The sequence below is a fragment of the Malaciobacter halophilus genome (genome assembly GCF_002837275.1).
Lineage (GTDB): Bacteria > Campylobacterota > Campylobacteria > Campylobacterales > Arcobacteraceae > Malaciobacter > Malaciobacter halophilus.
Map to the genome: position 1 here is coordinate 1 of NZ_NXIF01000010.1, position 13,995 is coordinate 13,995.

Annotated in this window: 17 protein-coding genes; all 17 read right to left on the reverse strand. The window is 29.6% G+C overall.

What is annotated here, in order from left to right; genetic code table 11:
- Positions 1 to 267: 267 nt before the first annotated feature.
- Positions 268 to 963 (reverse strand): 5'-methylthioadenosine/adenosylhomocysteine nucleosidase, encoded by a 696-nt coding sequence (locus CP960_RS02865; RefSeq protein WP_101183729.1) that lies wholly within the window; start codon positions 961 to 963, stop codon positions 268 to 270.
- Positions 956 to 1,888: an ACP S-malonyltransferase gene (gene fabD / locus CP960_RS02870; protein WP_101183730.1), complete on the reverse strand. Its 933-nt coding sequence runs from the start codon at positions 1,886 to 1,888 to the stop codon at positions 956 to 958. Before fabD ends, CP960_RS02865 begins: the two co-directional genes overlap by 8 nt.
- Positions 1,889 to 2,021: 133 nt before the next feature.
- Complete coding sequence (locus CP960_RS02875; protein ID WP_409454877.1) at positions 2,022 to 2,591, reverse strand: FKBP-type peptidyl-prolyl cis-trans isomerase; 570 nt, start codon at positions 2,589 to 2,591, stop codon at positions 2,022 to 2,024.
- A gap of 18 nt (positions 2,592 to 2,609) precedes the next feature.
- A complete protein-coding gene (locus tag CP960_RS02880) occupies positions 2,610 to 3,581 on the reverse strand; it encodes a tetratricopeptide repeat protein (RefSeq protein ID WP_101183732.1) in 972 nt (323 codons plus the stop codon).
- Between the two features lie 29 nt (positions 3,582 to 3,610).
- Complete coding sequence (locus CP960_RS02885) at positions 3,611 to 4,183, reverse strand: OmpA family protein (RefSeq protein WP_101183733.1); 573 nt, start codon at positions 4,181 to 4,183, stop codon at positions 3,611 to 3,613.
- Positions 4,184 to 4,298: 115 nt separating this feature from the next.
- Positions 4,299 to 5,567, reverse strand: a complete 1,269-nt coding sequence (gene tolB / locus CP960_RS02890; RefSeq protein WP_101183734.1) for a Tol-Pal system protein TolB — start codon at positions 5,565 to 5,567, stop codon at positions 4,299 to 4,301.
- A gap of 5 nt (positions 5,568 to 5,572) precedes the next feature.
- Positions 5,573 to 6,328, reverse strand: coding sequence for an energy transducer TonB (locus tag CP960_RS02895; RefSeq protein WP_101183735.1), 756 nt, complete (start codon positions 6,326 to 6,328; stop codon positions 5,573 to 5,575).
- Between the two features lie 7 nt (positions 6,329 to 6,335).
- A complete protein-coding gene (locus tag CP960_RS02900; RefSeq protein ID WP_101183736.1) occupies positions 6,336 to 6,725 on the reverse strand; it encodes a biopolymer transporter ExbD in 390 nt (129 codons plus the stop codon).
- Positions 6,726 to 6,728: 3 nt separating this feature from the next.
- Entirely contained in the window at positions 6,729 to 7,289 is a 561-nt protein-coding gene (locus CP960_RS02905; RefSeq protein ID WP_101183737.1) for a MotA/TolQ/ExbB proton channel family protein, read from the reverse strand.
- A 9-nt stretch (positions 7,290 to 7,298) separates the two neighbouring features.
- Positions 7,299 to 7,676 carry an ATP synthase F1 subunit epsilon gene (gene atpC / locus CP960_RS02910; protein ID WP_101183738.1) on the reverse strand — a complete coding sequence of 126 codons (378 nt, stop codon included), beginning with the start codon at positions 7,674 to 7,676 and terminating at the stop codon, positions 7,299 to 7,301.
- A 9-nt stretch (positions 7,677 to 7,685) separates the two neighbouring features.
- Positions 7,686 to 9,086, reverse strand: coding sequence for a F0F1 ATP synthase subunit beta (atpD, locus tag CP960_RS02915; protein WP_101183739.1), 1,401 nt, complete (start codon positions 9,084 to 9,086; stop codon positions 7,686 to 7,688).
- An 18-nt stretch (positions 9,087 to 9,104) separates the two neighbouring features.
- On the reverse strand, positions 9,105 to 9,992 hold the full coding sequence (gene atpG / locus CP960_RS02920; protein WP_101183740.1) for an ATP synthase F1 subunit gamma: 888 nt from the start codon (positions 9,990 to 9,992) through the stop codon (positions 9,105 to 9,107).
- A gap of 10 nt (positions 9,993 to 10,002) precedes the next feature.
- Entirely contained in the window at positions 10,003 to 11,520 is a 1,518-nt protein-coding gene (atpA, locus tag CP960_RS02925; protein WP_101183741.1) for a F0F1 ATP synthase subunit alpha, read from the reverse strand.
- Between the two features lie 21 nt (positions 11,521 to 11,541).
- Positions 11,542 to 12,072, reverse strand: coding sequence for a F0F1 ATP synthase subunit delta (locus CP960_RS02930; protein WP_101183742.1), 531 nt, complete (start codon positions 12,070 to 12,072; stop codon positions 11,542 to 11,544).
- Entirely contained in the window at positions 12,072 to 12,590 is a 519-nt protein-coding gene (locus CP960_RS02935) for a F0F1 ATP synthase subunit B (RefSeq protein WP_101183743.1), read from the reverse strand. Before CP960_RS02935 ends, CP960_RS02930 begins: the two co-directional genes overlap by 1 nt.
- A 10-nt stretch (positions 12,591 to 12,600) precedes the next feature.
- On the reverse strand, positions 12,601 to 13,023 hold the full coding sequence (locus tag CP960_RS02940; RefSeq protein WP_101183744.1) for a F0F1 ATP synthase subunit B family protein: 423 nt from the start codon (positions 13,021 to 13,023) through the stop codon (positions 12,601 to 12,603).
- 102 nt (positions 13,024 to 13,125) lie between these two features.
- Positions 13,126 to 13,995, reverse strand: a complete 870-nt coding sequence (locus tag CP960_RS02945; protein WP_101183745.1) for a ParB/RepB/Spo0J family partition protein — start codon at positions 13,993 to 13,995, stop codon at positions 13,126 to 13,128.

A 13,995-nucleotide genomic window follows, 5' to 3' on the forward strand; every position in this document is an offset into this window, starting at 1 on the left:
AAATCCTCTCTCTTGCTTCTCTTTTTAGCCTCAGCGAATTTGGACGGGAATTATAGACAAATTTATCTATCTTGTCAACCCTTTACCCTTAACTACAGCTTAAATTTTTGAATTTTTCTGCTTTTTACCTCTTTTTTTCTTTTTTCTCTATATTTTATGGTCTTTTTTATTTGACTGTTATTTTCTATTCGTAGTATTTTTTTTGAGTTTTAGATTTTTTGTATATATAAAATGAGTTAAAAAAAAAGAGAAAATTCTTCTCTTTTTTTAATTATTTAATTTTTGTGCTATTTTTAAAATATAATCTGCAGAAATTTGTGCGCTTGATTTTAAAAACTCATCAAAATCAAAATTTGCGTCCATATCAGCACTATCAGAAATAGATCTAAGTATGAAAAAAGGTACATTTAATGAATCGCAAATTACTGCAACACTTGCACCTTCCATCTCTAATGCATCTGCTTTAAACGTATTTTGTATAAACTCTTTTCTCTGAGATGAATGAACAAACTGGTCACCAGTAGCAATAGTTCCTTCTAAAACTTTTAATGAGTTTTGTTTTGCTACTTCTTTAGCAATTTCTCTTAACTCTTTTGAAGTTTCAACAAAAACTTTACCTCCAGGAACAAAACCATGTGGATGCCCAAAAGCTGTAATATCTAAATCATGCTGACAAAGTCTATTAGCTATTACTAAATCTCCAATTTTTAAATCACTATTTACAGCTCCTGCTACTCCTGAAAAAAGTAGAGTGTCACAACCAAATTTTTCAATCATTGTAGTTGCAGTTAAACTTGCAAAAACTTTACCAATTTTAGAATGTGCAATAACAATATCTAATCCATCTAATGAAACCTCATAATATTTATTATCTGCATATTCTGTAATTTTTATATCTTTAAAGTTAGCTAATAAAGGATCAATTTCCTCTTGCATAGCTCCCATAATTGCTAATTTATTCATTTAATGCCTCTATTGTTTTTTTCAATGATGTCATATCACTTACATTTAAAGTTGGTTTTTTAGTGATTTTTCTATTTAAACCTTTTAAAACAATTCCATTTCCAAATTCAATAAAAGCATCAACATCTTCATCTTTTGAAGCAATAGAGTGTTTATATTTAACAGGGTTAATTAACTGTTCAGAAAGTAAATCAATTGCTTCTTCTTTAGTATTATAAGCTTTAGCCGTAACATTAGAAATAACATCAACTTCAAAAGAGTCAATTAAAAACTCTTCTAAATACGGTCTTAAATTTTCAACTGCGCTTTGTAAAAGTTCACAATGACTTGCAACAGACATATCAAGTACTATTGCTCTTTTTGCACCAGCTTCTTTGAAAGTATCTATTAAACTTTCTAAATCTGCTTTCAATCCTGCAAGTACCAATTGACCATCCATATTATAATTTGCTGGCCATACTTTTAAACCTTTTTCTCTTTGCTCTTTACATAAAGTTTCAACTTTTTCATCATCAAGACCAACAAGAGCCATCATACCTGCACCAGAGCCAGCACAAGCATCATTCATAAATTTACCTCTTTTATGAACTAATTCTAAAGCATCTAAGTAATCAATTGCACCTGCACTAACTAATGCAGAAAATTCACCCAAAGAGTGTCCTAAAACAAATTCTGGTTTTATATTAGATGTCTCTTTAAAAATTGCATTTGCAATTGATGAAACTAATAATATAGCTGGTTGTGTATATTCTGTTTGACCTATTTTATCATTCTCTTCAAAAAGAAGTTTTTCAAAGTTTATACCTAATCTTTCACTTGCTTTTGAAATCATATCTTTTGCTATATCACTATTTTCAAAAAAATCTTTTCCCATTCCAATTTTTTGACTTCCTTGTCCTGGAAAAATAAAAGCAACTTTTTTCATGTTTTTACCTTATTTTAAATTTATGTCTTAGTATAAAACTATTTTTTAAAAGTAAATACTACTTCTAAAAAATAGTTTTGCCCAAAAGTGAAACACTTTTGGGCAAAAAATAGTTTTTATCTTTATTTTACTATTAGTGACTACAACCACAACCACCAGATTGAGACTGTGGATCTGAACTACAACAACCACCTTCAGAACCATGGTCATGGTGTCCACCACCACAACAACCACCACCCATAGCAGCCATTCCACCAACAACACCAGTTTGAATCTCTTCTTCAGTTGCATCTCTTAATGAAACAACAGACACAGAGAACATTAAACTTCTACCTGCCATTGGATGATTATAATCAATTGTTACATCACTATCTGTAAAAGATTTAACAGTAACTTGTACAGTTTCACCATTTTCACCTGTACCATAAAGACTCATACCTTCTTGTAATTCAATACCTGCAAATTGCTCTTTTGGTAAAGTTTGAGTTGCTTCTTCATTGTATTCACCATAAGCATCTTTTGGTTCAACTAATACATCAGCTTCTTCATTTAAGTTCATGTTAACTAACTTTTCTTCTAGTCCTGGAATAATTTGACCTTTTCCAGAAACAAACTCTAGTGGAGCAGCTCCAACATTTGTATCTAAGTGCTCACCTGAGTTTGCATCTTTTAATGAATATTCAATTCCAATTACTTTTGACATAATTTCTCCTGTATTTTTTTATAATTTTGATATATTTTTAGTTGCTATTTTTGCCTCTTCTGAACTTGGATAAACATCAATCAATGTACCATAAAATTTAGTAGCATTATCAAAATCTTTAACCTTTTCAAAAGATATTGCACTATGAAGCAACAACTTTGGCATCCAAGAAGCTTTATCATATAAAACTGCTGACTTTTTAAAATAGTTTATTGCTTTTTCATACTTATCTCTATAATACCACATCTCACCAAGATAGTAGTTAGCTTCAGCAGGCTTAAAATTAAGCTCTGCTAACTCTTCAAATATAGGAATAGCTTTTGTAAAATAATCTTTTTTAAATAAAGCTTTAGCTTCTTCTAACATCTTATCTTTTTGAGCGTATGATAGCTTTTTTGAATTAGTAGATGTTTTTGTTTTTGCACTAGTTTTCTTGCCTAAACTTTTTTTAAATGCATTAAACTCTTCTATAGTTATAAACTGTTTCATATTCTTTTTCATTTCAGTAAATGAAACATACTCTTTATTAATTTTAGTTAATTGTGTAGATAATTTATCAATTGCTTTTTTTAAAGCATCTAAATTTTTTCTATTTTCTGAAGATATTTCTTCTTGCATAGTCAATAATTGACTAGTAACATTTTTCAAGTTTTCTATATCTGTAGTATTTTTTGAAGTAATATTTTGTGATTCTTCTATTTGCTTAACAAGTTTGTTTACTTTTATAACTGTTTTATTTAATTTTTGTGAGTCACCTTCGTAAATTGATTCAATTCCATCAATTCTTTCACTAACTGATTGTAAGGTAGTTTTAACACCTTTAAATTTTGTATCAATCTTTCCCAACTCTTTTTTATTATTAAGAATATATTTTTCAGTAGAGTTTAATCCATAAGGTTTATCTGAGTTTAAATCCCCAGCTCCAAATACTGAAACTTCATTAGCAATTGCTAATGAAGATAGTATTGTTATTAAAGTTAGTTTTTTCATAAAATTTTATTTATTAACTTTTCTTTAAATTATGGTAAAAGCTTATGTTCAGCTCTTCTATTTTTTTGCCAACAATTTTTATTTTTCTCATTACAAACTGGGTTACTTTCACCAAAACTAACTAGTGAAATTGTATCAGCATTTAAACCTTCAGCAACTAGTGCATCCTTTGTAGCTTTAGCTCTTTTTAGACCTAATGCATAATTATATTCGTCAGTTCCCCACTCATCGCAGTTACCTTCGATTTTAATTTTAGTAGTATCTTTAATACCAACAAGTTTTTGAGCATTTTGTTTTGTTTTTTCAATCATCTCAGAGTTTAATTTATATTTATCAAATCCAAAATAGATATTTTCAATAAATACTTTTTCACCATTAATCATATAGTAATAACCATTCTCTGCTTTTTCTGCTAGAGTATCATTTTCAACTTCTTCTTGAATATTGCTGTTATCAATATTATCTAAAGTTGATTCAGAGTTATTAATTGTACTTTGATCTTGTTGGCTAGCTGAACTTCCGTCCATTTCAACATTTTTTTGACTACATCCAGTAAATAACACTGCTGCAACTAAAAAAGAGTAAATACCAATCTTTTTCATAACATTTCCCTTATTTAAAATTTAAACGATTTTACAAAAATAAAACTTAATTATAAATTACAAGTCAAGCCTATAAAATAGCTATTGTATAGTAATTATAGTGATTTTGTAACTTTTACCAATCAATTGATTGAATTTTACCACTTCTTAATGGGAAAGTAAAAGCTTTATCATAATTTAATCTAATAATACCTATATAACTTCTTCCATTTATTGTTTTAGTATGCAAAATAGACTCTCCATCAGATGAAAACTTTGGAAACTGATTTAGCCCTGTTGTTGTTAATCTTCTTAGAAAATCACTTTTAGTTGATATTAAATATAAATTAAAAGTTCTAACTCCAAATTCATTTGCTTTATCTCTACTTGAATAGACTACATAATTTTTATATGTAGTAGCTGCTGAATTATTTGTACCATGGTAAACTAATCTTTGCACACCTCTTTGTCCAATTTTTTTCGAAAAGATATTTGGATAATTAAGTCTATCTGAAACAAAAATAATTTTAGAATCATTCTCAACAAAATGGGCACCTACATCAATACCTTTATAATTTGTAAGTCTTTGTTTTGTTTTATTTATTGTATTATACAAATAAATATCAGCTTGTCCATAAGGTGAAGCTGTAACTAATATTTTTGATTCATCACTACTTATATCAGAAGCAATTACCATACCTTCACTTCTCATAATAACTTCTTTTTTCCCATTATATAAATTTGCTTTAACTAATGTAGGTAAGTTATTATTATAAGTTGTATAATAAAAACTATCTTGCTTTTTACTTGCCCATTTTGGGAAAATATTTAAGCCACCACTTACTATTCTTTTTTGAAAACTTAAAGTATAGTCACCTATATAAATATCAGCTTTTTTTGAGTCTTTATATACAGAAAAAATCACAAACTTATCCATCCATTTAATTGAAGGAGCTTTTAAATAGTCATTAACTGAAATAGCAACTCTATGTGATAAAAAAGGATATCTTTTTTCATATTTTGTTGAAAAAGTTTTATTAAGTACAAGTGTTTTACTATTTATATCAAATAGCTTAGTATTTAAAATAAACCCACCAAAACCACTTATTTGAGAATCAAGATTCAAATATAAGTCAACACCCTCTTTTTGTAATCTATATAAATCTGGTGTTTGAGAAAACTGAGTGCTTACACTAGTTTTAATAACATTAAAATGTCCACTAACTTTTAAATCTTTTTCAATTACTTTTTTTACTTTTGTTAAAAAATCAATATCTTTATTATTTTTTGATATTGAAACTACAATCTTTGGAAGATTTTTTGATTTTTTTACAATTTCTAATTTTGCATCAACTGCAAAAACTAAATTAAAAAAACATAATAGCAAAACTACTATTTTTTTCATAACAACTATCCTTTAGATTTAAATGTTACCTCTATATTAGTTTTAGAACCTTTATTATGAGGTGGGTAAGTAAGAGTTTTTTGTTTATTTAAAAACTCTTGTAAAAGGTTATCAAATTTTTCATTAGTAGAATATTTTAAAAACCTATAATCAAACTCTCCATTGCTGTATATAATAACTAATACCTTTGCACTTAAGCCATCATCGATTAGTATAGGATTCCATCTTTGTGCCAAAATTTCATGTATTTTTGAATAATAAGGATCATTTGCATGCTCAGATGAAGTTGAAATTGATAATTTTCTTTTTTGAGATTGCACATCATCTAAAATTTTAGATACATTTAAATCACTATTTGTTCTTTTTTCTCTTTCAAATTTTGATTTAAATCTACTTGATACATTAGATGATTTCACATTATTTACTTGTTCTTTTACAACTTTTTCTTCAGTTGTTTTTACATTTGCAAATAGTGATTTTAAATTTGATTTTTTCTCTGCACTTCTTGATGCTGATTTTTTAATAACTTTTTTCTGTGCTTGTTTATTTAGTTTCATTTTAGCAACATCTTTAGGTTCACTATCAGCTAAAATAACATCTAATTCAAGTACAGTAACCTTTTTTGCAGAATCATATGTCTTGGCATCATTTGAATCTAAATAGAGTAAAAAAAGAGTAAATACAAAGATATATATAAAAAGTGCTAAAAGGCCAGAGAGATAGAAATTACCTTTGTTATAAGATGAAAAATAATTAATCATTTAAGCCCTATCCATCTGTAATTAGTGAAACTTTAAAAAAGCCAGCTTCTTTTACTGTTCTAAGTACATAAATAATATCATCATATACTAAAGTTTTATCGGCTCTTATATGTATTGGAGTATTTCTATCTTTTGATTTTGCATATAAAGTAAAACTATCAGCAAAGTCTTTAATATCATATCTATTTTTATTTACTTTAACTACTCTATTTTTATTAATAAAAACTGTGATTTTTTTTACATTTTGTATCTGTTTAGATTTACTTCCACTAGGAAGATTTATTTGTTCTTCAAACTCTAATACTGGTGCTGTAACCATTAAAATTGCTAAAAGAACTAACATAATATCTACTAATGGAGTAATATTTAAATCAGGCTTTTGGTTAAAATCATACATCTATTAACCTTTTGCTATCAAAATTTCAGCTTGTGCCTTTATATAAGTATTTAATTCATAAACTTTTCTTACTAAAATTTGATGAAAAGTATATGCAAAAATTGCAACAAATATACCAGCAGCAGTAGCTACTAACGCTTCAGAAATTGCAGGTGCAATTATTGAAAATCCTACTTTAGAATGATTTGAAAATTTTGCAAAAGATTCCAATATACCCACAACCGTTCCAAATAAACCAACAAATGGTGCAGTTGATGAAATTATTGAAAGCCATGAAATTCCAAAACTTGCATCTTTAATTATAGAGATTTCACAAGCTTTTAGTATATGCTTTGAACTTGAACCATTTGAACATTTATATAAAGATGATAACGGATTTATTGATGTATTACGTGATGTTAACGACTCTAATGATTTTTTCTCATTTACAATAAGTGAATTTAATGAAAGAAGTCTATATATAAAAATCCAAAAAACTACTACTAAGTAAGCAGATAGTAGCACTAGCACAAGAATTGCGATAGCGCTACTATTACCTAGATAATCTAATATCATATCAATCATAAGATATTTCTATGCAAATGAGTTGATTTTAGCTTCAACCGAAGCAACAGAAACATTAGAATCTTTTACAGAATTAACTAAGTCTTTTGCTGCATCAATATTTTTAGCAATATTAGAGTCTTCACCTTGTGTTAATGCAATAGCACCATCTGCTAGTACATCAACAGAACTTTCATTTACTTTAACGTGTCCCCAGTTTATAGCAACAGCCTCAGTAGAATTTGCTTTTTCAATAACAATTACACCAACTGTTAAAGAAGAAACTAATGAAGAGTGTCCTGGTAAAACACCAAACTCTCCCTCTTTTCCAGGAAGAGTTACTGTTTTAACGTCATCATTAAAGATTTCTCCGTTTGGTGTAACTATTGATAATCTAATTGTCTCCATAGGCTAACCTTATTTTGATTTCATTTCCTCAGCTTTAGCTAAAGCTTCATCCATTCCACCAACCATATAGAATGCCATTTCAGGGATGTCGTCATACTTACCATCTAAGATACCTTTAAAACCTTCAATTGTATCTTTAAGCTCAACATACTTACCTGGGCTTCCTGTAAATACTTCTGCAACGAAGAATGGTTGAGATAAGAATTTCTCAATTTTTCTTGCTCTATCAACTACAAGTTTATCAGCTTCTGATAATTCATCCATACCTAAAATGGCAATAATATCTTGTAAGTCTTTATATTTTTGTAATACAGATTGAACACCTCTTGCTACTGAATAATGTTCTTCACCTAATACATCAGCACTTAAGATTCTTGATGTAGAATCAAGTGGATCAACTGCAGGATAAATACCTTTTTCTGCAATTTTTCTGTTAAGTACTGTTGTTGCATCTAAGTGAGCGAAAACTGAAGCAGGAGCTGGGTCAGTTAAGTCATCCGCTGGTACATATACTGCTTGAACAGAAGTAATAGAACCTTTAGAAGTAGAAGTAATTCTCTCTTGTAATGCACCCATTTCTCTTGCTAGTGTTGGTTGATAACCAACAGCAGAAGGAATTCTTCCAAGTAAAGCTGACATCTCAGAACCAGCTTGTGCAAATCTAAAGATATTATCAACGAACATTAATACATCAAGACCTTTTTCATCTCTAAAGTATTCAGCCATTGTAAGACCTGTTAATGCAATTCTGTTTCTTGCACCTGGAGGCTCATTCATTTGACCATAGCACAGTGCAACTTTGTCAAGAACATTCGAATCTTTCATTTCATGATAAAGGTCATTCCCTTCTCTTGTTCTTTCACCAACACCAGCAAATACAGAGTACCCAGAGTGTTTAAATGCAACGTTATGGATAAGCTCCATAATAATTACTGTTTTACCAACACCAGCACCACCAAATAGTCCAACTTTACCACCTTTTGAATAAGGAGCTAATAAGTCAACTACTTTAATACCAGTTTCAAACATCTCTGTTTTTGTTGATTGCTCTTCAAAAGTTGGAGCAGATCTATGAATAGACCATTTTGGAGTATCTTCAGCAATTGCATCACCTTCATCAACTGGTTCACCAATTACGTTAAAAATTCTTCCTAAAACGTTTTCACCAACTGGAACTTTAATTGGTCCACCAGTAGCATTACACTCTTGACCTCTTACAAGTCCTTCAGTCATATCCATAGCAATAGTTCTTACTCTACTATCACCGATGTGTGCAGCAACTTCAAGAACTAGTCTATCATGATTTGCATCAGCGAAAACAACGTCAATTGCTTCATTAATTTCTGGTAAATATCCGTCGAACTCTACGTCAACAACCGGACCCATTACCTGAATAATTTTACCTTTCATACGGGTAGCTCCTTTATCTTATTTTAATGATTCAACACCACTGATAATCTCTATCAGTTCTGTTGTAATTGCAGCTTGTCTAGCTTTATTATATTCAACTGTTAAAGTATTAACTCTCTCTTTTGCATTATTAGTTGCAGCTTCCATAGCTTGCATTCTAGCAGAGTGTTCTGCTGCTAAAGAGTCAATTAATGAATAATACATGTTAAAATTAATATATTTAGCAGTTAATTCATTTAATACTTCTTCATCGTCATCTGGTTCAATATCAAGCATTGAGCTCTCTTCTTCATTAGTTTCAGCTTCTTCTAAACTAATAGGTAATAGATCTCTTACTTTTAACTCTTGAGTTAACATATTTAAGAACCCATTATATACAAGAACTACTTTTTCAGTAATTCCATTATTAAAATCTTCTACAACTTCGTCAATAAAATCAGAAGCTCTATCATAATCTGGCGCTGAAGATAAATCTGCAACTTTTTGAATTAATTCAATGCCTTGGAAAGAGAAGAAATCAATCCCTTTTCTTCCAACAACTCTTAATCTAACTTTTGCACCTTTATTTTCATATTCGGCTTTGATTCTATTAACAGTTTTAATTGTTGCCATATTAAAACCACCGCAAAGACCTTTGTCAGCAGTAACAAAAACAATATCAACTGTTTTTGGGTTGTCATTAGGAATAAATGCTTTATCAACATTACCATCTTCATGAACTTTGCTAACTCTATTTGCGATATCAGAAAGAACATCATTTATCTTGTTTGCATAACTTCTAGCTTGTTCAGACAATTGTCTTGTTCTAGTAAGTTTCGCAGAAGATACAAGCTTCATAGCTTTAGTTGTCTTCTGAGTATTCTTTACACTATTGATTTTTAGTTTAATCTCTTTTAAGTTAGCCATGCGCTAATCCTTATTTTGCACTGAATACAGTTTTAAACTCATCTAATGCAGATTTTAATGCAGACTCAATCTCGTCATCAATTTTTTGTTTTGATTTAATTGATTCTAAAATATTTGAATATTTTTGCTCAAAGAATGCGTGTAATTCATCTTCGAATTTAACAACATCTCCTACAGCAACATCATCTAAATAACCTTTTGTACCAGCATAAATGATAACAATTTGTTTTTCAATAACTAAAGGCTTATTAACACCTTGCTTTAATACTTCAACCATTCTTTGTCCAAGTTCAAGCTCTTTTCTTGTTGATTCATCAAGATCAGATGCAAACTGTGCGAATGCTTCAAGTTCTCTATATTGAGCAAGAGATAATTTTAGCGTACCAGCAACTTGTTTAGTAGCTTTAATTTGTGCAGCACCACCAACTCTTGATACTGATAAACCAACATTAATTGCAGGTCTAATACCAGAGTTAAAAAGGTTAGTTTCTAAGAAGATTTGACCATCTGTAATAGAAATAACGTTTGTTGGAATATATGCAGCAACGTCACCTGCTTGAGTTTCAATAATAGGTAATGCAGTCATAGAACCAGCACCTAAATCATCACTCATTTTTGCAGCTCTTTCAAGTAATCTTGAGTGTAGATAGAATACATCCCCTGGGAACGCCTCTCTACCTGGAGGTCTTCTTAATAATAAAGACATTTCTCTATATGCAACAGCATGTTTTGATAAATCATCATAAACAATTAAAGCATGTTTACCATTATCTCTGAAATACTCACCAATAGTAACACCTGTATATGGAGCTAAGAATTGTAAAGCTGAAGATTCAGAAGCACCAGCATTTACAACAACAGTATAATCCATTGCACCATTCTCTTCTAATGTTCTAACAACATTAGCAACAGAAGATGATTTTTGTCCAATAGCAACATAAATACAAACAACATCTTCACCTTTTTGATTAAGAATTGTATCAATTGCAACAGTTGTCTTACCAGTTTGTCTATCACCAATAATAAGCTCTCTTTGTCCTCTACCAATTGGAACAAGTGCATCAATTGCTTTAATACCAGTTTGTAATGGCTCGTGTACAGATTTTCTAGCCATGATTCCAGGAGCTTTTTCTTCAACAAATTTAGTCTCTTTTGCCTCAATAGCACCTTTACCATCAATTGGTTCACCAAGAGCATTAACTACTCTACCAACCATAGCTTCACCAACTGGTGTTTCTAGTAATTTTCCAAGTCTTTTACAAGAAGTACCTTCTGTAAGACCTTCACCTTTACCTAAAACAACCACACCTACAGAAGACTCTTCTAAGTTAGAAGCTAATCCTCTTTCACCATTTTCAAACTCTACAAGCTCACCAGCCATAACATTTTTAAGACCGTAAACTTGCGCAATACCATCTGCAAAAGAGATGATTTTACCAGTTTCATTTACATCTACGTTTAATTCAAAGTTTTCGATTCTTTCTTTTATAATAGAACTGATTTCATCAGCTTGAATCTTTGCACCCATTCAAATTCTCCTTTATAAGTTCTAAACTGCTTTTAAAATATGATCAATCATTTGAGATTTTAATCTATCTTTAGAAAAAGATATTTCTACCCCAAGTCCATCAATATCAACTTTAATACCATTATAATCACAAACATCTTGTGTTAATGATAAATCTACATTAAATTTCTTACTAAACTCTTTTTCAATTGATGAAATATATTCTGCAGCTAACTCTTTATTTGTGTAAATTACACCATTGTATGAGTTATTAATAATAGCAAGTTGAGCTTTTAACTCTTTTGCAATTATTGGAATAATATCTAATCTTTTGTTATTACTTAGTAATTTAATTAGATTTTTTAAAGTGTCACTACAATTATCTACAAGAGAGATAATTAACTCAACTTTATCACTATTCTTTACTTCAGTAGATGATATAATAGCTATGAATTTCTCATTATTATAAGCTGAAGAAATCTCATTTAACTCTTTATTTAAAGCAGTGATTGAGTCCACATCTCTTCCATCTAATAAAGCTTTTACGTATCTTTTTGCTACTAAATCAACCATTATGCTACCTTCTTAAGTACAATATTTGACAACTCATCTTGAGTTAATTCAACATCGTCTGAATTAAATAGCTCTTCAAGAACTTCAGCAACAACTTGTTTTTTTGCTTTTCTTGCTTCAATCTTAGTCTTTTCATCAAAGTTTTTCTCTAATTGAGCAATTTCAGCATCTACTGCAGCTGCCACTTTTTGTTTGATTGAATCAACATCAGTTTTTGCATTATCAACAATCTCTGCAGCTAGTACTTTAGCCTCTTCTAACTGTTTGTTAGCAGAGTCAATTTTACTTTGTGAAGCTTTTAAAGTATCTTGTACCTTATCAAGTTCAGCTTGTATAGATAAACTTCTATCTGCAAAAAATGCTTTAATTTTATCAGCAAGTAAATACCATAAAATTCCAGCAAAAATTATAAAGTTAACGGTTCTTTGAATAATATCGTAATCAGTTTCCGCACCTTCACCACTAGCAAGTAATGCAACTGGACTTAAAGCTAAACCTAATAATACAATTTTTTTCACTTTAATTCCTTTATATCGAGCTAAGCTTAGCTTTTAGGCTCTCATTAAATTGAGGCATAGAAGCTACTAATGAATCTTTTAGTGCTTTTGTATCATCTTGTAAACTTTTAGCAAACTCTTCAGATTTCTCTTCTAAGTTAACTTTCGCGTTTGCAAGTTTTGCATCTGCACTCTCTTTAGCTTCATTGTAAGCTTTTTCTCTTATCGCAGCAGCTTCTCTTTTTGCAGCCGCAATCACATCATTTGCTTCAGCCAGCATGCCATCTACATTTGCACTATTTGATTTTGCGTTTTCTAAATCTCTTTTAATAGATTCCGCTCTATCATCCATATGCTTTAGTAGAGGCTTGAATAGACAACTGTTTAGTCTAGCAACAACTAACAAAAAGATGATACCAGAGCTAAGCAACAATACAGGACTTATGTCTAACATTCATTCCTCCATATTTTTACAGTTTAGTTTGACTAAAACTGATTTATTTTATCAAAAATTAGTATAAAAATATATTAAAATGAGGAAGAATGCTACGTAAATTTATAAAGTGTTACGAAAATAATTAGAAATCTTTTCTATATCTTCTTGTGAGGTAATTTCAATCTTAAAATAATTTTTTTCTGCCTTAACTTTTAAGTCATTATCTTTTAAAGTTTTTAAAACATTATTTAAAGGTTTAAAATCATAATTAGTAGTTTTTTTATTTTTTTGTACTTTTTTTGTACTAGGTTCTTTTAAATCTTTTACAAGCTTTTCAGTCTCTCTTACTGACAATTTTTGTCCAATAATTGAATCTGCAACTAGTTTTTGCTGTTCTTCTTCTAAACCAAGCATTATCTTAGCATGTCCTGCAGTTATTTTATTATTTGCAAGCAATTGTTGTACATAAGAACTTAATTGTAAAAGTCTTAAAGTATTTGTAATTGATGTTCTACTTTTGAACACTCTTTTTGATAATTCATCATGTGTAATATTATGTTCATTAATTAATTGGGCATATGAATAAGCAAGTTCAATAATATTTAAATCATCTCTTTGGATATTTTCAATTAATGCTAGTTCTCTTAGTTTAAACTCTTCAATATCTAAAACAATAGAGTTAATTTTTTCAAGATTTGCTAATTTATGAGCTCTTAGTCTTCTTTCTCCAGAAATCAATGTAAAACTAGTATCACTATTTTGTACAACAACAATTGGCTGTAATAATCCATGCTCTACAATTGAGTCACTTAACTCTTTTAACTTATCTTCATCAAAAATTTTTCTTGGTTGGTTTGGGTTTGATTTTATTAAATTTACATCAATTTCAACAATAGTACCAATTTTTTCTAATGTATCTTTGCCATTGCCATTTTCATATGCAACTTCAACTTCACCTAATAACTCTCCAAGTCCTCTTCCTAATGCCAT

Bases quoted from the DNA above. Each gene is read 5' to 3' on its own strand.
- CP960_RS02895 (WP_101183735.1), bottom strand. From the start codon at position 6,328: ATGATTAATTATTTTTCATCTTATAACAAAGGTAATTTCTATCTCTCT.
- CP960_RS02930 (WP_101183742.1), bottom strand. From the start codon at position 12,072: ATGGTTGATTTAGTAGCAAAAAGATACGTAAAAGCTTTATTAGATGGA.
- CP960_RS02880 (WP_101183732.1), bottom strand. From the start codon at position 3,581: ATGAAAAAACTAACTTTAATAACAATACTATCTTCATTAGCAATTGCT.
- fabD (WP_101183730.1), bottom strand. From the start codon at position 1,888: ATGAAAAAAGTTGCTTTTATTTTTCCAGGACAAGGAAGTCAAAAAATT.
- CP960_RS02940 (WP_101183744.1), bottom strand. From the start codon at position 13,023: ATGTTAGACATAAGTCCTGTATTGTTGCTTAGCTCTGGTATCATCTTT.
- atpA (WP_101183741.1), bottom strand. From the start codon at position 11,520: ATGGGTGCAAAGATTCAAGCTGATGAAATCAGTTCTATTATAAAAGAA.
- atpG (WP_101183740.1), bottom strand. From the start codon at position 9,992: ATGGCTAACTTAAAAGAGATTAAACTAAAAATCAATAGTGTAAAGAAT.
- CP960_RS02905 (WP_101183737.1), bottom strand. From the start codon at position 7,289: ATGATTGATATGATATTAGATTATCTAGGTAATAGTAGCGCTATCGCA.
- CP960_RS02885 (WP_101183733.1), bottom strand. From the start codon at position 4,183: ATGAAAAAGATTGGTATTTACTCTTTTTTAGTTGCAGCAGTGTTATTT.
- tolB (WP_101183734.1), bottom strand. From the start codon at position 5,567: ATGAAAAAAATAGTAGTTTTGCTATTATGTTTTTTTAATTTAGTTTTT.
- atpD (WP_101183739.1), bottom strand. From the start codon at position 9,086: ATGAAAGGTAAAATTATTCAGGTAATGGGTCCGGTTGTTGACGTAGAG.
- CP960_RS02945 (WP_101183745.1), bottom strand. From the start codon at position 13,995: ATGGCATTAGGAAGAGGACTTGGAGAGTTATTAGGTGAAGTTGAAGTT.
- atpC (WP_101183738.1), bottom strand. From the start codon at position 7,676: ATGGAGACAATTAGATTATCAATAGTTACACCAAACGGAGAAATCTTT.
- CP960_RS02875 (WP_409454877.1), bottom strand. From the start codon at position 2,591: ATGTCAAAAGTAATTGGAATTGAATATTCATTAAAAGATGCAAACTCA.
- CP960_RS02865 (WP_101183729.1), bottom strand. From the start codon at position 963: ATGAATAAATTAGCAATTATGGGAGCTATGCAAGAGGAAATTGATCCT.
- CP960_RS02900 (WP_101183736.1), bottom strand. From the start codon at position 6,725: ATGTATGATTTTAACCAAAAGCCTGATTTAAATATTACTCCATTAGTA.